An 18969-nucleotide genomic window follows, 5' to 3' on the forward strand; every position below is an offset into this window, starting at 1 on the left:
GTGGATAGCTTAGCCTATTAAAGTACGTAAACGCAGGAAGTGCCACTGAGGGCACTTCCGATATGATGCTTAGGCTGCGCTTTTAAGCTGTTTGTGGTGCTGCTTAAGTAACTCAACAATAGGTGCGGCCTTGTTGTGTACACGGATAACGCGAAATAGGTCTGCGGCTTGTGGATACTGCTTTCGCAGGAAGTTCATCCACTGTTTTACCCGATTTGGGTAGTACAAGCCTTTGTCACCTTTGATTTCATAATTGGAATAGCGGATCAGCAGCGACACGACGTCTTCCCATGGCAGCGCGTTATGCTGATATTTGACGACATTACCCAGGTTAGGGGTATTGAGTGCACCGCGGCAGATCATGAGAGAGTCGCAGCCTGTGGTTGCCAAACAATCCATCGCATCTTGGTGATTCCACACTTCGCCATTAGCAGTGAGCGGGATAGTAGCTGTTTGTTTTACCTTGGTAATGTATTCCCAGGCAATAGCGTCGGCCTTATAACCGCCGACCTTGGTGCGAGCATGAATAGTGAGGCCTGATGCTTTAGCATTTTCTACCGCGTTCACGATCTCAAAACACTGGTTAGGATCATCCCAACCCAAGCGAATTTTTGCCGTCACCGGAATGGAGCTAGGTACAGCCTCACGCACGGTTTTAACGATTTGATGGATCAGCTCAGGGTCTTTTAGCAACAAAGCCCCTCCGCCACTTTTGTTGACGAGTTTGGCAGGGCAGCCAAAATTGAGATCGATGCCTTTCGCGCCAAGTTCGGCGGCCCTAACAGCATTTTCAGCCATCCATTCAGGTCGTTGTCCAAGCAGTTGAATATGCACAGGGGTGCCATTGGCGGTTTGCGAGTTGTGCGCAATCTCTGGGCAAATGCGATGAAATACATGCTCGGGAAGCAATCTATCGATCACTCTTACAAACTCTGTAACGCAGAGATCGTAGTCGTTGATGTCGGTCAGTAGCTCTCGCATCAAGTGATCAAGGACGCCCTCCATAGGGCCAAGTACAACGCGCATTGTGGATTCTCCAAAAAGTGACTGCGCATTGTAGTGCCGGATTTGGGATTTGTCATCTTTCGTAAGAGTTGATATAAGAGGCGCACTATCTGTTATGGAACTTAAATTATGTACCCGCTGTTAGCGCTTGACCCCAATACTACTGAAATCACACCGTATTTTGCTGAAGGTGTCCTTCTTGCCGCCAACTGCGCGGTTAAACCTTTAGATCCGGATAGTTGGTTAGGCGAGATATTTGGTGAGCTAGAGAGTCAAGATGCTCAGTTGATTAAACAGCAGCTTCAGGCTCAGTATTCCTGGTTAAAACGTGGCGAGTGGGCGATTTGGTCGACGTTTTCTAAGGATGAGTTCGCCGATTTTGCCGAAGGTTTTATGACGTTGTGGCCAACCATTGAAGAGCAATGGGGTGACATTGAGGTGTTGGACAGTACCGCTAGAATGTTGCAAGCCTTGCTAACGACTTTGATGCTAGCCATCGATGAGTCTCAGACGCAGGCTCAGATGAGGGACGCTGGGGTTGAACAGCCACCGTCACTAAGTGATCTATTGCCACAGTTTTCGGTGATGGTGAATGAAGTGGCAATGGCGGCTGATGAAGTGCTGGTCGGGTTACACGCACAGCGTGTTAATCCGTATAAAGACGTTGGACGTAATGATGATTGCCCGTGTGGCAGTGGTCAAAAATTTAAAGCGTGCTGCGGGCAATGATGCTCAGCCACTGTAAAACAATAAAAGGCGCCGTTAATGGCGCCTTTTTTGATTATGCTTTTTTAGGGAAAAACTGTGCGATGACAATAATCCCGAGTGCGATAAGGTTGCCTGCAAAGATAACGACTAGCCACTGTGGCATTGATAGGCCGATAAATTGCCAAACAATTTTGCTGCAATCTCCGTAGGCTTCAAATAGCCACGGCATCCACTGGTTAAGCGGCGCCCACTCAGGAAAGACCACGAACAGATCACAGGTCTTAAAGGGCGATGGATTAAATTGGTAATCGACATGCTCAAGGGATAGAGCTAAGCCTTGCCATGCAGTGTAGCCCCAGGCTGCGAGGCCAACCCAACGGATCACCGGGTTTTTGGGATTGAAAAGTCCAATGATGGCAGCCCCTGCGATGCCAAACATCGCCACTCGCTCGTAGATACACATTACACAAGGAGGAAGCTCCATAATGTGTTGAAACCCGAGTGCGCAAAGCTCAAAGATAAGGATACAGATCAGTAGTAGACTCCAAGCGAGACGAGTCTTAGAGAATTGATTGATAATGGTGAGTAACTTCACGGTGATCTCGATATTTAATTGGCTAAAAAAAGAGGCTCTAATGAGCCTCAATTTAACCAGTTTTACTTATAGGTTCAATGATTTATTCATCCAACCTTTACTAAGTGGGTGATTCACTTTGACTCAGGGTTTAATGATGACCCGCTGTGGAAACCGCCTCGGCAACATCACCGGTGTGGTGTGTGATCCAGTGCCATTCGTAAAACAGTTGAGTCATAGGTTCGAGCAAGAATACGATGCCAAACAAACCCACAAGAGCCAATACGATGGTATATGGGAAAGCCATGACTACCATGCGTACGTAAGAGAGACGAACCAGAGGTGCGACTGCGGATGTAAGCAAGAATAGGAATGCCGCTTGACCATTTGGCGTAGCAACCGACGGCAGGTTGGTACCGGTGTTGATTGCGACACTGAGTAAGTCGAATTGGTCACGGTTGATTACGCCTTCAACCAACGCGGTTTTGACTTCGGTAATATAAACGGTGCCAACGAATACGTTATCCGACACCATTGAAAGTACGCCGTTTGCCAAGTAGAACAGTACCAACTGCGTACCTTGGTCTTCAATGGCTAGTACCGCATCGATAACAGGTGCAAACAATTCTTGATCGATGATCACGGCAACAATGGTGAAGAAGACAGTAAGAAGCGCAGTGAAGGGCAGTGCTTCTTCAAACGCTTTGCCCAGTGAGTGCTCTTCAATGATACCAGTAAAGGCTGTGGCGAGAATGATGACGCTCAAACCAATTAAACCAACCGCTGCTAGGTGCAGAGCTAGACCAACAATCAGCCAAACACCGATTGCCGCTTGAACCCACAGTTTTGCGATGTCTTGTTTGGTGCGACGTTGCTTTTGATCATTGTCAAAATCAACCAAAATTTTACGTACTGGATCAGGTAACTCATCGCCATAGCCGAAAACTTTGAGCTTTTCGACCGCTAGACAGGTTAGTACACCACAGATCAATACTGGGAATGTTACTGGCAACATACGAACGAAAAACTCGCCAAATGTCCATCCAGCTTGCTCAGCAATGATAAGGTTTTGTGGTTCGCCAACCATGGTCATCACCCCACCAAGAGCGGTACCAACACCAGCGTGCATGAGCAGTGAGCGAAGAAATCCACGATAGTGGTCTAAATCGTCACGTGTAAGTTCTGATAAGTGGTCGTCTTGGGTATGATCGTGGGCACTGGTATGGCCCTTACCCGACACCACTTTGTGGTAAATAGAGTAGAAACCGACCGCGACACTAATCACGACCGCGATAACGGTTAGTGCATCTAGAAAAGCTGATAAAAACGCGGCAGCAAGACAGAAGGCTGCTGAAAGCACGGCTTTTGAACGAATCGATAACAGGATTTTGGTGAAGATAACCAATAGTAGATCTTTCATGAAGTAAATGCCGGCGACCATAAAGATCAGCAGTAATAGGACTTCAATGTTTCCGACCAGTTCATGTTTGACCATTTCAGGACTGGTCATGCCGATGGCGACGGCTTCGATGGCCAATAGACCACCAGGTTGCAATGGGTAGCATTTAAGTGCCATTGCTAGGGTGAAGATAAATTCCACCACTAAAAGCCAACCGGCTACAAACGGGTTAATGGCAAATACTATTGGGTTAATGATGAGGAACGCAATAATGGTGAGCTTGTACCAATCTGGAGCTTTGCCCAGAAAGTTTTTCATGAAGGCGCTACCAAGTGTCAGTGGCATAATTATTCTCTTTTACAACTACAGGCTAAAAAAAGGACACGACTCCTCTTTGAATAATTATTAGTTGACAGTGACTTAGAAAACCCACAAATACGTGGTTATAGGCTTGCCAAAGCACTTCCATTTTGACCGAGAAGCAGTGTGTTCGGTCGCAAACTCTACTCCTTGAAAGTTATTAGTCAATAGAAAATTAAAAACTTTTATCTTGTACCGTTTATAAATATAAGAACTGCGATCTGGCTCTGATCTGTGTCATTTTGTTGTTTTTGGTAATTTGTAGCGCCTTTGCTAGATAGGTTTTCATTTGAGAATAGGGTCTGATTAAATAAGTCAATGATATTAAATGGTTTTTTTGTGTATTAAATATCAGGTATGTAGGGTGAAAATTCAACTTTACTAATGTAGTGCTTGTTCCTCAGTGAAATATGCTTAGCATTTGTGCTCTACTTAAGATGGAATTCAATATTTATATATTTTTGTGTTTTGGGTTGGGTTTAGAGTGATGCATGCTTAAACAACAGTTGTCCTTGGTTTTCTGTGTACACCATTAGTGGTATGATGAGTCCAGTTTTTTAGTGATCGACATGAGCATCTTAAATGGTAATTAAGGCGAAAAGCCCAGCAGGTTTTGCTGAGAAATACATAATCGAGAGTATCTGGAATGGTCGTTTTCCTCCGGGCTCAATCCTTCCCGCAGAGCGTGAGCTTTCAGAACTGATCGGGGTGACTCGTACTACGCTTCGCGAAGTGTTGCAGCGCTTGGCTCGCGATGGGTGGCTAACGATTCAACATGGCAAGCCAACCAAAGTGAACCAATTTATGGAAACCTCTGGTTTGCATATTTTGGATACCTTAATGACCTTGGATGCGGATAACGCCACCGCAATTGTCGAAGACTTGCTGGCCGCACGTGCAAACATCAGCCCAATCTTCATGCGTTACGCGTTTAAGCTTAACAAAGATGCGACTGAAAAAACCATCACCTCGGTTATCGACAGTTGTGAAGCATTGATCGCAGCACCTTCTTGGGCGGAGTTTTTAGAGAGCTCGCCGTATGCTGATAAGATTAAGCAAGTTGTCAAAGAAGACAATGAAAAAGATGAGCTTAAGCGTAATCAAATCTTGGTGGCTAAGACATTCAACTTTTACGATTACATGTTCTTCCAGCGAATCGCGTTCCACTCGGGCAACCAGATTTACGGATTGATCTTTAACGGCATGCGCAAGCTGTACGATCGCGTTGGCAGTTTCTACTTCTCTAACCCTCAAGCTCGTAATTTGGCACTCACCTTTTACAAAGAGTTGTTAGATGTATGTGAGTCTGGCGATCTTGATCGTATACCCGCAGTGATCCGCCAGTACGGTATCGAGAGTAACCAAATCTGGATGGAAATGAAGCTTCGTTTACCGTCAAACTTCACTGAAGACGATAGCTAAATTTATCAAGTTTAGACTCTATGAAAAGGCAGACTGATTAGTCTGCCTTTTTTGTATTTGGACGTTGTGGGCTTCATTTTGCGAGAGGCTAGGCAGCCAAGACCAAGGCATTGTTCTCTGAATGTCGCTGTTGTGCATGATGGCGTTCTCCTTTGTGCTAGTATCTGCATTAGCGATATGTGCTGTGATCAATCTTAGCTTTATACGCGCAATAATCACCAATCACACTCGCTCATGTAACTACTTGTAACTCACCTATCTGCTTTGCCGATACTTCCTATTTTTACCTTTTCTTGATGTTTACGTAAATTACACCTCAAGCCAAACGGGATTGGCAGTGATTCTAAACGGAGGTTATTTAAACTATTACGAGGTAATCAAACAATGAAAAAATTCATTCTAGCTTCTACTCTTGCCATCATCTCTGCGTCTACTTTTGCAGCGGGTGATAATTCTGGTCTACGTGTTGGTGGTGGTTTTGGCGCTGATATTGGCAGTAACACTCTTAGTAGGTCAACAGGCGGCGACTTGGAGCTTGACCCGGCATTGGCATTAGAAGCGGGTTATGAGTTCAACGGTATCTTTGGCATTAATGTAAAAGGCTCTGGTACTGGTTTGTCTGCAAACCAAAGTAAATCTAAGAGTACTAACCTAGGTACTATGTACGATTTGTCGGTTGAAGCGGAAGCAGGTTATACCTTTAACTTAGACAATGGCGTATCGATTAAACCTTACGCAGCGGTTGGTGGTGTTGGTTTTGATAAAGATACTAGCAAATTGCTAGGCTTTAATGGTAAGAATGAGGTCGCTTTTAAAGGACGTGGCGCAGCTGGTGTACGTATGACATTAGACAACGGTCTATATGTGGATGGTCGTATTCAAGCGACAGACTTTTCTGTTAAAGGTGACACAGTGACTAAAGATGATCTATTGACTCAAGGTCTTATCACTGTCGGCTACAAATTCTAATCGTTCATTTAGCAAGATGATTAGACAAAATTTATGCGATTACCTCGCGTAACCCGGCCCCCGAAAGGGGGCTTTTTTGCGTTTATGGGGTTTGGTCACTAATGGAAATCCCGAGAATGAGTCGAAAAATTGCTTAAGCAGTCACTCATATCGGTGAGCTTACCAGCAATGACATGGATCACATTGGCTTCTCGCTCCACCACACCGGTAACCTTGAGGATTTTCGCGGTAAGGTAGGCTTGCTTCTGAGCGCGAGCAGTACCTTGCCATACCACAACGTTGACATTACCAACGTCATCTTCCAAGGTGAAAAAGGTCACGCCTGCTGCGGTGCCTGGAGACTGCCTCCCTGTGACCACCCCAATGACGGTGGTGACGGTTTTGTGCTCAAGGTGCTTTAGTTGGTCACTGCGGGTGAATTTTCCTAGTACGCCAGCCTGATCCAGTAAGCGGATAGGGTGTTTGTCTAAAGAGAGTCCTGTGGAGTGGTAATCTTCGATTAACGCTTGGTATGGGCTTGGGGCCAAAGTGTATTTAGGCGCCTCTTCGGCAACCGCTTGGCTAAGATCTTGATGCGGGTTTGCCTGTTTAAACAGCGGTAATTCATGGGTGCTGTCCATCATATCCCAACGCGCTTGGTATCGATCGCCACTGATGCGGCGAAAGGCATTGGCAGAGGCGAGCGATTCTAAGTCTCGTTTGGATAGGCCGCAGCTTTTGACTTGATGAACGTTGGTAAAATCGCCATCCCGACGCATTAACATCAGTTGCTCTATCCCTGCATCGGATAACCCTTTCACCAAGCGAAAGCCTAAGCGAATGGCTTTCTTATCGTGATAACGCACCACACTGTGATCGCGCTGAGATTGATTGACACAGACAGGCAGCAGCACACATTGATGGCGCTGCGCATCTTGAATAAGCTGAGAGGGGCTGTAAAATCCCATTGGCAAGCTGTTTAGCAGTGAGCAGTAAAACTCAATCGGATAATAATATTTCAGCCAAGCAGAGCAGTAGGCCAATATCGCAAACGAGGCAGAGTGGCTTTCGGGAAAGCCATATTCACCAAAGCCGCAGATCTGGTCAAAGATGCGTTCGGCAAAACTGGCTTCGTAGCCACGCTCGAGCATGCCGTTTATCAGCTTATGTTTGAACTTAAACACATTGCCATTTTTTTTCCATGCCGCCATTGCGCGCCGAAGCTGATCGGCCTCACCACCGGTAAAGCCTGCCGCGACCATCGCCAACTTAATGACTTGTTCTTGAAAAATGGGTACGCCCATGGTGCGCTCAAGCACCTCTTTCACGGCATCGGATGGGTAACTGACAGGCTCTATACCGCTGCGCCGTTTTAAAAAAGGATGCACCATATCCCCCTGGATAGGGCCGGGTCGAACAATCGCAATTTGGATTACCAAGTCGTAATAGGTTGCAGGCTTAAGCCTTGGCAACATGCTCATTTGCGCGCGTGACTCAATTTGGAATACGCCAATGGTGTCGGCTTGTTGGATCATCTGGTACACCTTAGGGTCGTCTTGTTGGCGGGTAATATCGGCAATGCTAAGGTCGCGGCCGTGCGTGCGTTTAACCCAATCGAAACACTTGCGTATTGCGGTCAGCATACCCAGAGCAAGTACGTCCACCTTAAGCAGTCCGAGGCTTTCTAAATCGTCCTTATCCCATTGAATGATTGTACGGTCTTCCATCGCGGCATTTTCGACAGGAACCAACTCGTACAATGGACCAGAGGAGATGACAAACCCACCCACATGTTGAGAAAGGTGTCTTGGAAAGCCCATGATCTCGTTCACTAGCTGGATAAATTGCTGCCCTTTGACTGACTCTGGCTGCAAACCTAGCTCTACAATTTGCGCTTGCCAGTTGAGTCCGCGGTCGCGGCGATTGACGTTTTTTATAAAAAAGTCGAGCTGTTCTTCACTTAGCCCCAATGCTTTGCCGACATCACGCACTGCACTTTTAAAGCGGTAACTGATCACGGTAGCAGCAAGCGCTGCGCGCTCTCGGCCATATTTTTGATAAAGGTATTGGATCACTTCTTCACGTCTTTCGTGCTCAAAATCGACATCGATGTCGGGTGGCTCGTTGCGTTCTTTACTAATAAAGCGCTCAAACAATACTGAGATTTGTCTTGGGTCGACGGCGGTAATCTCTAAGCAGTAGCAAACCACAGAATTGGCCGCAGAGCCGCGCCCTTGATACAAGATCCCTTGCGCTTTGGCAAACATCACCACATCGTGGATCGTCAAAAAGAAAAAGGCATAGCCCAGCTCTTCGATGAGGGTGAGCTCTTTTTCGATGGTGGCATTGACGTGATCCTTTAAGCCGTTAGGAAAGCGCAGCGCTTTGCCTTTTTCGACTAACTCACGCAGATATTGATTTGGCGTGAGCCCTTCAGGGACCAGTTCGGCGGGGTATTCATACTTGAGATCTTTGAGTTCAAAGTGGCATAAACTGGCAATATGAACACTCTCTTCTAACCATTGCTTGGGAAATAACTTACTGATCTTGGCGCGCGTGCGTAGGCAAGCTTCACTGTTATCAAGCAGCTTTCCGGGTATGGATTCAATGTGTTGATTGAGCCGGATGGCAGTTAATGTGTGCTGCATAGGCTGGCGAGTGGCATTGTGCATCAGTACACCGCCACAGGCGGTAATAGGTAGAGTCAATTCTTTTGCTAATGCTTGGCAGTGTTCTATATAACGGTGTTCGTCATTGTGTAAATGGCGCTGCACACCAATCCACAGTCGATGAGGGTGGTGTTTAACAAGCCACTCTCCCCATGGGCGGTTGGCGTCTGGATCGGCGTGAGGCAACCAGATAAACAGACAGTGCTTGGCTGACATTAAGTCCCAGCGAGAGAGTTGGTATTCGCCTTTTTTGGCTCTGCGTCTCGCTTTAGTAATGATCCGGCAAAGTTCTGCGTACCCATCACGGCAGGGAGCGAGAAGTACCACCTTACAAGTGTCTTCAAGCACAAATAAGCTGCCGACGATCTGTTTAATAGACAGCTGGTTATCTTTGATGGCGGTATGCGCGCGCACCACACCCGCCAATGAGCATTCGTCACAAATGGCCAGAGCTTGATAGCCTAGAAAGTCCGCTTGAGTGATCAGCTCTTCGGGGTGAGAGGCACCAGTCAGAAAGGAAAAGTTACTTTGACAAACCAGCTCGGCGTAGTGCTCTGCGGGTGGTGTACGAGATTGTGTGTCTGTCATGGCGTCTCTAGCTAAATAAGCCGTGCAAATACCATTGCTGCGAAGGTGTTCGATATACCCATAGCCAGCGTCCTTGTGGATCTTGGGCTATGAAGTAATCGCGGCTAATGGCGTGGTTATCCCACCACCCGGTCTGTATGCGCTCCGGGCCACTGACAATACTGACTTGATGTTGCAGTGGCACGGGGCTGGGTAGGAGTAAGCTTGGTCGAGTTAATAAAGGGGTTAACCTGTCGGTATCGAGCTTGCCTGAGCCGTGCAGCGCCGCGCGATAGAGTGTGGCATATTCTGGGCGAGGGTCGTCACTTTGCTCAAGCAGACTGACGTGCTCTTCTCCTAATTTTGCTGAAAGTATAGAGATGAGCTCTTGTGCGCTGAGTGCGCCTTGCTCGCCATCAAATAGATCTTGGCTAAGGGCTTGGTTTAGATCGACGCGCACGGTGGATAAAGTGATCGCCGTGACAGGTGCCTCCAACTTAAGGTTTTCTAAGGTTAGCGCTGATAATGTTTGCCACTGGAGTAAACGGTATTCACCTTTTGCTGAGTGAAAATGGATACCCTGCGGCGCTGTATCTCGTTGATGCAGAGTGAGCTTTAATTCAAACGCCAGTTGATCGCGCAGCCGCAAATGCTGCTCTAATTGAGTCAGCAGTTTGGCGAGCGGCTTTTCAAGCCAAGCGACATTGTCGAGTTCGTACAGCAGTTCTAGGTGGCGCTCAAAGTGCAGCGGCGGGTGATAGAGTGTGAGTGGGTGATGGAATCGACCTGTGAGTCTGCCTACATAGTTGACTAAGTGAATGTCGAATCGACGCGCAATTTCGGTGATATTGAGCGCCAACAGTTCAGCCAAACTGGTGACGCCGACACGATTGAGTTTATCGACGGTTTTGCTGTCGAGTTCACTGCAGGTTAAAGGGTATCGTTGCAACTCATCCAATAACGCTTGGCGATCATTGAGCAAACGATCAAGTTGCTGTTGAGCCAGTAACTTGGCGCAAAATGGAGAGAACCCACTCGCAAAGTGATAACTGACATTTAGGGTGTTTAGATGCTGAGTTAACGCGCTCCAATAGCCTTCTAGGGATTGATACAAAGTGAGCATATTACTTACTTTAAGTAGCAGTCCCTTGGGAGAAAACAACGTAATATCGGCGGCTTTTAAGTAGAGCCACTGAGCAATTTCATTGAGCTTGGTTTCTTCAATCTCTTGTTGGTAGGGGATCACTTGCAAGTTGTGACACAGTGAGGCAGCGGTGGCCAGCCCCATTCCAACTTCAATTCCGAGCTCTGTTGCTGCGTTGTTGAGCTGGACAATCTGATGTTTATCCACAATAGCGATCGGCTGCACATCGTCACTCGACTCGGGCTGTTGCGAGTACAGAGTGTCGAGTTGCAGACAAGGAAAGTAGAGATAAAGCCACAAAGTCATGAGCGTTGAGCGCGGTTAGGCGCGATGTTGCCATTGACGAGGAAAATGAACCACTTCGCCCATAGTAGTACGGCTTGCAAGGCGTTTTTCTTGCTGCGCCACGTAGTGCCAAGTTTGTCGCATATCGACGATAAATGGTGTTGGGCTCCACCCACCTTTTCGTTTGGTCACCGACACTTCTATGCCTTGTTGGTGGCTAGAAAGCTCGATCGATAGAGGAATAGGCAACGATAGCGCATGGTTGTTTTGGGGAAATACAAAATGCGCACACTGTCCGGTCTCGCTGGCAACTTGCAAGCGTTTAGCCTGATGAATTTCGAGCTCTGGGTGCCACAGCATGACGGTTTTGCAGGCGCCACTTTTTAGGCATTGCTCCGCGGCCCATAAGGCGCCGTTCTCTTTTTCTGGCGTGAGTACCATCACTTGAGATATTGGAATTTGATGGTAAGCCAGGTACTGGCTGCTTATCTCAGCAGGGGGGTTAATAAAAACGATCAGCCCTTCTTTGGCTTGTTGTTGCAAAAAGGGCGTTAACAGCCGTAATTCACCAATACTGATGGGCGATCGTACTTCAGTGAGTCCTGTTTTAGGCCACCCACCCAACTGTTGATCTAAGGAGTCAAAGCCTGATAGTGAGGTCTCGACTTTAGGTTGAGTGTGGGTTCCTTTCCAAATCAATTGCTTATTATGCAGAGCTTGTAGGTTGCTGTTCATTGGTATCGGCCACTAAAATAACTGTATATACATACAGTATATTGGATGCATTTTCGGATGCAAGTGGAAAAGGATCTTTCGGCGATCCTTTGAGCACTCCCTTATCGGTATTTACCGCAATGAGCTTTGCTGTAGGCAAGCCTCAAGCCTTGCCGTACAATGAAAAGAAAAAGGTGGCGCACAATGGAACCCGAGCTAATAGAAATCCGAAATTTCCTGACTCAGCACCCGCCGTTTTCAGACTTAGAAGACGATATTCTCACCACAGTGATCAGTAAAATTGAGATCTCTTATTATCGTAAAGGCACGCCAATTGTTAAGTTAGGTGAGTCGATTCACGATCTCTATGTGGTGCGAAGTGGTGCGGTCGAAATTTATCGACGTAATGGTGAGCTCTACAACCGCTTGGACGAAGGGGCAATATTTGGACAGATGGGATTACTCACCAACAACCGCGTGCGATTCCCAGCCAGCGCCATTGAAGATTCACTGCTGTATTGTGTGCCCGAAAACGTCTTTTTAGAGCTGTATGAAAGCAGCGATAACTTTGCTGATTTTATGGCGGTGGAAGATTCTGCTCGCCTACGTAATACCGTATCTGAAGCCAATGAGCAAAACGATCTCACCACGTCTAAAGTGAGAAAATTACTCACGGGTGAAGTGGCTCAAGTGAATAAAAGCGAAAGCATTCAAAATGTAGCCATTAAGATGGCCGAAGAGAGCGTTTCTTCGGTATTGGTTATGGATCCTGAAGAAGATGAAGAAAATCAACTGATTGGCATTGTGACCGACAGAGACTTATGCACTCGGGTACTGGCAAGAAATCTCGACGTCGACCAATCCGTGGCGAATGTGATGACCACAGAGGTTATGACATTGGATCATAACGCTTATGTCTATGAAGCCATGTTGACGATGTTACAGCATCACGTTCATCACTTACCGGTACTCAAAGATAAGCAGCCGATTGGGATCATCGAAACCACCGACATTATTCGTTATGAGTCTCAAAACTCATTGCTGTTGGTGAACACCATTTATCAGCAGCAATCTATCGATGATTTAGCGATATTGTCAAACCAAGTAAAAGACAGCTTTGTACGTTTGGTCAATGAGGACGCGAATGCGCATATGGTCGGCAGCGCGATGTCGGTTATTGGACGCAGCTTTAAGCAGCGGATCATTGAACTGGCCATTGATGAGTTAGGTGAATCACCTATTCCATTTTGTTTTCTCGCACTGGGCTCTATGGGGCGTGATGAACAGTTGATTGTGACCGACCAAGATAATGCGATTATGCTCGATAACAGCTACGATCCTGCCGTGCATGGTGAGTATTTTGAGCAGTTAGCTAATTACGTGTGTGATGGCTTGGATCGATGTGGCTATACCTATTGTACTGGTGACATCATGGCCAGTAATCCTGATTGGCGGATGACGTGTGATGAGTGGGAAGCGTGCTTTAGTGATTGGATAGATAACCCTAACCCTAAAGCTCTGCTCAATGCGTCAATATTCTTTGATCTGCAAGGCGTTTATGGGCGAACCAAGTGGGCAGATAGGTTGAATCGATTTATTGTTCGCCGCGCCAAAGATAACAAGAAATTCTTAGCTTGCTTGGCACGTAATGCGCTAAATCGAACGCCGCCTCTGGGCTTTTTTAAGAGTTTTGTCATGGAAAAAGACGGCCAGCATAAAAACTCCATTAATTTAAAACGCCGCGGCACTGCGCCATTAGCCGATTTGATCCGTGTGCATGCGCTTGCTATTGGTTCCTACGCAACCAACAGCTTCGAGCGGTTGGATGATATTGAAGAAGCAAAATTACTGCCAGAGAGTAAAGCGCAGGATTTACGTGATGCCATGGAATTTATTGCCATGGTACGTATCCGTCACCAGGCACTCGATGTGGAGCAAGAGATTGAGCCCGATAACAATATTGAGCCTGACAATGTGTCGGAGTTTGATCGACGTAATCTAAAAGATGCGTTCCAAATTTTAAGTCGAGCTCAGAACTTTCTGAAATATCGATACACCGCCAACAACAGTTTTCAGTGAGTGAGAGTATGCGATTGAATGTTCCCGGTACGGCCATAGATTGGCCAGCACGATTTAGCGCGCTGTCAAAGCAAAGCCTATATCCAGCCATAATGGAGTATTACCAAACGGCGATACCCGCTCTCACTACCCCTTTGAGTGAGGTTCGTTTTATGGCGATGGACTTTGAGACCACAGGGCTTGATCCACACAATGATGAGATCATAAGCATTGGCGTAGTGCCGTTTGATCTGAATCGCGTCTATCTCAATCAAGCCAAACATTGGATGCTTAAGCCGCACCAAAAAATCGGTGATGAGTCGGTGGTCATACACGGTATTACGCACACCGATGTAAAACAAGCCCCTGACTTTGGCGTGATCATGGATGAGCTTATTCAAACCATGTCCGGTCATATTATGGTGGTGCACTATCGATTTATTGAGCGAGCGTTTTTAAGTAAAGAGTTGGAATTGCGAGTGAAAGATGGTTTAGAGTTTCCGTTGCTCGATACCCTAGAGCTAGAAGCGCTAATTCAACATGCGCAGACAGGCGGGTTGTGGAATCGGATTAAAGGTAAGAAAAGACAGTCGATACGTCTTGGAAAAAGTCGAACTCGGTATGGATTGCCTGCGTATACTCCTCATCATGCGTTGACAGACGCCATTGCAACAGCAGAGCTTTTACAAGCACAGGTTGCTCACCATTTTGATAGTGAGCAACCTGTCTCAGACTTATGGCTTTAACGCCATAAGTCTGCTTTTACTTCAGTTTTTGCATTTCAGTGCGCATGCCAAGTAGCAAGCTGACGCACATTAGCAATAGGATGAAGATAAACGGTAGCGCCGTTGAAATCGCACCTGCTTGAATGGCTTGTACAGCTTCCGCTCCACCAATCCACAACAGTGCAATCGCAATAGCGCCTTCAATGAATGCCCAGAACATGCGTTGCATGATTGGTGCGTCCACTTTACCGCCAGCAGTAATACTGTCGATCACCAAAGAGCCAGAGTCTGACGAGGTGATAAAGAACACCAATACCAGCACAATCGCCACAATAGATAGCATGTTACCCAACGGCAACGCATCGAACATCTGGAACATCGCCAGAGACACGTCGGTTAAGCCTTTTTCGCCCAACGTACCGACTTCGTTAACCACTTGATCAATCGCTAAGCTACCAAATGTTGACATCCAGATAAGCGTAAACAGTGTCGGTACAATCAGAACCGCGGTTAAAAACTCACGAACCGTACGGCCTTTTGATACACGAGCAATGAACATGCCGACAAATGGAGACCAAGAGACCCACCAAGCCCAATAGAAAACCGTCCAGCCTTGGAACCAGGCTTCATCTTCGCGACCAAACGGGTTACTTAGCGGAAGTAAATATTCAAAGTAGCCCATTAATGTCGATGGAATAGCAGGTACAGTGACACTGAAGCCAATGACCAATACTAAGGTCATTAAGACAACGGCAACGACCATATTGACGTTACTGATCACTTTTACACCACCATCAATGCCGCGCATAACAGAGATCACCGCCAGCAATGTCACCACAGAGATGACAATAACCTGAGACGTGAGTCCAGCATCAATACCAAAGACATGTTGAATACCACTTGCAGCTTGTTGTGCCCCTAGGCCAAGCGAAGTGGCCAAACCAAATAGTGTGGCAATGACTGCGAGGATATCCACAATGTGTCCTGCCCAACCCCAAGCACGATCGCCAAGAATAGGGTAGAAAATAGAGCGAATAGAAAGCGGTAAGCCTTTATTGTAGGTAAAGAAAGCAAGAGACAGAGCAACAACACCGTAAATAGCCCATGGGTGAAGACCCCAGTGGTACATGGTTGCAGCCATGGCCAGTTTTGCTGCTTCTGGTGTATTAGCTTCCACACCCAGTGGCGTTTCATACCAGCCGGTGTAGTACGCCGCTGGCTCAGCCACACTCCAGAACATCAGACCAATACCCATACCTGCAGCAAATAGCATCGACAGCCATGAGAAGTAAGAGTATTCAGCGGTAGCGCTTTGTCCACCTAGGCGGATCTTACCAAACGGTGAGAGGATCAAGAGAACACAGAACACCACGAAGATGTTGCCGGCACTAATAAAAACCCAGTCAAAACGATCGATGATGGCCCACTTTATGCCATCAAGTGCGGTTTTAGCGGTATCTGCATCCGCTAGCATAGTGGCGATCAAAAACAGGATGATAAGCCCTGCACTGATACCGAAAACGGGATTGTGAACATCAAATCCCCATTTTTGTACATTGTCGCGACCCACTGTGTAGTCGGTGCTGTCAATGCTATATTTATCAATTCCTTTAGTCATATATGCCTTATTGTCTCTTCAAATCGAGCGGTAAAAAGCAATACGCAAGCAACCCGTTACTGGCAGTAAATGGTCAATAATAACTAATCGATGATCAGGAAAGTGCGTATGAATTTCGCTTAAAAGAAGAGCGCTGTGTTATAAATGCGACCAAAGTCTAGCAAAAATAGCCCGATAACGCGAGGTATCCCTACTTTTTAGCCGCTAACTACTTGTTTTCTGACAGCAGTTCGGCTTCTTTAGGAAGCTCGTCTACGACCATCGCATCATGAGAGCAAAACGGCTGCATGCATACAGGTTGAAGGGCAATATCATCCGCTTGTTGCTGTTTCTTCGTCTGCTCAGTGAACAGCGACCCGATGTGTTTTTTGAGGAGTAAGTAAGCCAAAATGCCAAACACCACATTGCCCAAAGCTTGCCCGTAAATAACCCCAATAGCGCCAAACCACTGCGACCCAAAGTAAACAAATGGCAGGGTTCCTAAGGTGGCTTTGCTCATGTTTAGAAAAGTTGAGTAGAGAGGCTTGCCTAAGTTGTTGAACGATGCGTTGGCAACAAATTGAATGCCATTAAAAATAAAAGTGAATGCCACCACAGAGCAAAACACCACAATGACAGTAGCGGCATCGCCCGTTAGGCTAAAGCTACTAATGATAAAGCCCTGCAAGAGATAGAGTAATAGACTGACTAGGGTGCAGTAGACCCCCGTGACAATGAGTGAGTTCTTTAAGGTATCGCTGACTCGATCGATGCGCTCCGCGCCATAGTTTTGACCAATGATCGGACCAACTGCCCCAGAAAGCGCAAAAATTAAAGCGAATGCCACAGGTGTCACTCGACCGATTACCGCAATTCCTGCAACATAATTCTCTCCGTATTCCGCAATACTAGAGGTGACAATCGCATTGCCGATCGGTGTCGCGGTGTTGGTTAATATTGCCGGTAATGCGATGGCAAATATCGGTCTTATGTCTCGTTGCAGTTTATTCCATTCAATTTTACCAACGAGTTGATGGATGCGAATGAGTGGTGCAAAAGCCACAACAAAAACTGTAATGCGAGAAATCACCGAAGCAGTAGCCGCGCCCTCAACGCCCCACCCAAAACCAAAAATAAACAGCGGATCCAAAACGGCATTGACGATCCCACCGATTAGCGTGGACCACATAGAAAGCTTTGCATCGCCTGCCGCGCGAAGTGCAGCACCTGATGCCATTCCCATTGCCATAATCGGGGTAGAAGGAAGTAGAATGTTCAAATACGCCTGCGCGTAATAGGCGGCTTCGCCTTTTGCGCCTAAAAGAGCAAGCAGTTGTGGTGAGTAAGCCATGACCACAGCGGTCATTAATGAGTTGACGACAAACGCACTTAACAAAATGTGAGTAACTAAGCGCTGAGCATCGTCAGTTTGCTTAGCGCCAATAGCTTTTGAGACCAAAGCCCCCATGGCAATTGAGGTGCCAATAGAAATGGAGGTGGTAAAAAACATTAATGTACCCGCGAATCCAATGGCGGCCGCCAACTCCACTTGCCCCAGCATACTGATGAACATCATGTCCAACAGGTCGACCACAAACAGCGCCATTAACCCGATTGATCCCGCACCAGTCATAGTGAGGATGTGCTTCATGGTCGAACCTTCGACAAATTTGGCTTGTTGGGTCATAGGGATCGCATAGAGAGTGATTCTTATTTATAGTAAGAGCGAAAATAGCCAATAAAACAAGCTTTTAATCGACTTTTATTTTAACGGTGAGCCATGATCCCACTGATTTACCACCCCAGTTATTCTGAACTGCCTTTACCTGATGGGCATCGATATCCGATACACAAATATCGTTTGTTGCATGAACAATTGCTTCAAAGGTGTCAGTTCGATGACGAGTGGGCGACTCATTTTCACTTTGTCGAACCCAAACCTCTACCCGTCGAGCGATTAACCCAAGTCCACTGCCCAGACTATATCAATGCACTCATACAGGGTGAGCTTCCCGCAGCGAAAATGCGCCGAATTGGGTTTCCATGGAGTGAGCAACTTATTCGCCGCACCCTTCGCTCTGGTGGTGGCACGGCTGAAACGGTATTACGGGCGTTAGATACTGGGTGCGCCATTCATTTAAGTGGGGGGTATCACCACGCTCATTACGATTTTGGCAGTGGATTTTGCTTGGTGAATGACTTGGTTATTGCCGCGGTGGTGGCGCTTGAGTCTGACGCGGTCGATTGTGTGCTTATTGTCGACAGTGATGTGCATCATGGTGATGGCAGCGCCAGCCTATGCACCAATCGCGATGACATCATTACTCTGTCTATGCATTGCGAGAAGAACTTTCCTTCGCGCAAGCCACAATCTGATATCGACATCGGACTCAACATAGGTGTAGAAGATGGTGAGTACTTGGAACAATTTAACCAAGTCGTCGAAATGGCCATTCGAGCGTATCAACCCGATGTGATCATCTATGACGCGGGCGTAGATATTCATCAAGATGACGAACTGGGCTATTTGAATGTTTCTCTAGACGGACTACTCGCAAGAGATGTCAGTATGTTTGCTTTAGCCAAGCGCTACCATATACCTATCGCAGCTGTTGTTGGGGGAGGGTATCGCACCGATCATAGACAGTTAGTTGATTTGCACATGCAACTGTTTAACGCAGCGTTTGAAGTGTTTCAATCCCAATAAGGTATTGATGCATGTCCTCCAGTGCAAACACATAGCTGAGATGCACCGCTTAGCGCAGATACAAGCAGCCATATAGCTATGAATAAA

At 46.8% G+C, this 18969-nt stretch carries 14 protein-coding genes; 6 read left to right on the forward strand and 8 right to left on the reverse strand.

Translation table 11 applies throughout. The annotated features are described in order from the left end of the window. Positions 1 to 69: 69 nt before the first annotated feature. Positions 70 to 1026 carry a tRNA dihydrouridine(16) synthase DusC gene (gene dusC, locus JQC93_RS09595; protein WP_205158224.1) on the reverse strand — a complete coding sequence of 319 codons (957 nt, stop codon included), beginning with the start codon at positions 1024 to 1026 and terminating at the stop codon, positions 70 to 72. A gap of 105 nt (positions 1027 to 1131) precedes the next feature. Between dusC and JQC93_RS09600 the strand changes: the two genes are divergently transcribed. Further along, positions 1132 to 1734, forward strand: a complete 603-nt coding sequence (locus JQC93_RS09600) for a YecA family protein (RefSeq protein WP_205158456.1) — start codon at positions 1132 to 1134, stop codon at positions 1732 to 1734. 52 nt (positions 1735 to 1786) lie between these two features. Here JQC93_RS09600 and dsbB read toward each other — a convergent pair whose 3' ends face one another. Next, positions 1787 to 2308: a disulfide bond formation protein DsbB gene (dsbB, locus tag JQC93_RS09605; protein WP_205158225.1), complete on the reverse strand. Its 522-nt coding sequence runs from the start codon at positions 2306 to 2308 to the stop codon at positions 1787 to 1789. A 130-nt stretch (positions 2309 to 2438) separates the two neighbouring features. Continuing rightward, positions 2439 to 4031: a Na(+)/H(+) antiporter NhaB gene (nhaB, locus tag JQC93_RS09610; protein WP_205158226.1), complete on the reverse strand. Its 1593-nt coding sequence runs from the start codon at positions 4029 to 4031 to the stop codon at positions 2439 to 2441. Between the two features lie 597 nt (positions 4032 to 4628). Between nhaB and fadR the strand changes: the two genes are divergently transcribed. Together fadR and JQC93_RS09620 are read left to right on the forward strand one after the other, a co-directional pair. Then, positions 4629 to 5468: a fatty acid metabolism transcriptional regulator FadR gene (fadR, locus tag JQC93_RS09615; RefSeq protein WP_205158227.1), complete on the forward strand. Its 840-nt coding sequence runs from the start codon at positions 4629 to 4631 to the stop codon at positions 5466 to 5468. 384 nt (positions 5469 to 5852) lie between these two features. After that, positions 5853 to 6437 carry a porin family protein gene (locus JQC93_RS09620; RefSeq protein WP_205158228.1) on the forward strand — a complete coding sequence of 195 codons (585 nt, stop codon included), beginning with the start codon at positions 5853 to 5855 and terminating at the stop codon, positions 6435 to 6437. Between the two features lie 98 nt (positions 6438 to 6535). Here JQC93_RS09620 and JQC93_RS09625 read toward each other — a convergent pair whose 3' ends face one another. The 3 genes from JQC93_RS09625 to imuA are packed head-to-tail and all read right to left on the reverse strand — an operon-like array spanning position 6536 to position 11816. Further along, on the reverse strand, positions 6536 to 9673 hold the full coding sequence (locus JQC93_RS09625; RefSeq protein ID WP_205158229.1) for an error-prone DNA polymerase: 3138 nt from the start codon (positions 9671 to 9673) through the stop codon (positions 6536 to 6538). Positions 9674 to 9680: 7 nt separating this feature from the next. Continuing rightward, positions 9681 to 11102 (reverse strand): Y-family DNA polymerase, encoded by a 1422-nt coding sequence (locus tag JQC93_RS09630; protein WP_205158230.1) that lies wholly within the window; start codon positions 11100 to 11102, stop codon positions 9681 to 9683. A 15-nt stretch (positions 11103 to 11117) separates the two neighbouring features. Then, positions 11118 to 11816 carry a translesion DNA synthesis-associated protein ImuA gene (gene imuA / locus JQC93_RS09635; protein ID WP_205158231.1) on the reverse strand — a complete coding sequence of 233 codons (699 nt, stop codon included), beginning with the start codon at positions 11814 to 11816 and terminating at the stop codon, positions 11118 to 11120. 183 nt (positions 11817 to 11999) lie between these two features. On the opposite strand from imuA, the gene JQC93_RS09640 reads away from it, so the two are divergent. Together JQC93_RS09640 and JQC93_RS09645 are read left to right on the forward strand one after the other, a co-directional pair. Then, the gene (locus JQC93_RS09640; protein WP_205158232.1) at positions 12000 to 13874 is read left to right on the forward strand and encodes a putative nucleotidyltransferase substrate binding domain-containing protein; all 1875 of its coding nucleotides are present in this window, start codon (positions 12000 to 12002) and stop codon (positions 13872 to 13874) included. Between the two features lie 8 nt (positions 13875 to 13882). Next, entirely contained in the window at positions 13883 to 14599 is a 717-nt protein-coding gene (locus tag JQC93_RS09645) for a 3'-5' exonuclease (RefSeq protein ID WP_205158233.1), read from the forward strand. Positions 14600 to 14615: 16 nt separating this feature from the next. On the opposite strand, the gene JQC93_RS09650 is transcribed toward JQC93_RS09645, so the two are convergent. Together JQC93_RS09650 and JQC93_RS09655 are read right to left on the reverse strand one after the other, a co-directional pair. Beyond that, on the reverse strand, positions 14616 to 16196 hold the full coding sequence (locus tag JQC93_RS09650) for a BCCT family transporter (protein ID WP_205158234.1): 1581 nt from the start codon (positions 16194 to 16196) through the stop codon (positions 14616 to 14618). Positions 16197 to 16404: 208 nt separating this feature from the next. Next, positions 16405 to 17862, reverse strand: coding sequence for an MATE family efflux transporter (locus JQC93_RS09655; protein ID WP_205158235.1), 1458 nt, complete (start codon positions 17860 to 17862; stop codon positions 16405 to 16407). A 93-nt stretch (positions 17863 to 17955) separates the two neighbouring features. Between JQC93_RS09655 and JQC93_RS09660 the strand changes: the two genes are divergently transcribed. Further along, positions 17956 to 18882, forward strand: coding sequence for a histone deacetylase family protein (locus JQC93_RS09660; protein ID WP_205158236.1), 927 nt, complete (start codon positions 17956 to 17958; stop codon positions 18880 to 18882). Positions 18883 to 18969: the final 87 nt, after the last annotated feature.

The organism is Vibrio ulleungensis, assembly GCF_016900875.1.
Classification (GTDB): Bacteria; Pseudomonadota; Gammaproteobacteria; order Enterobacterales; family Vibrionaceae; genus Vibrio; species Vibrio ulleungensis.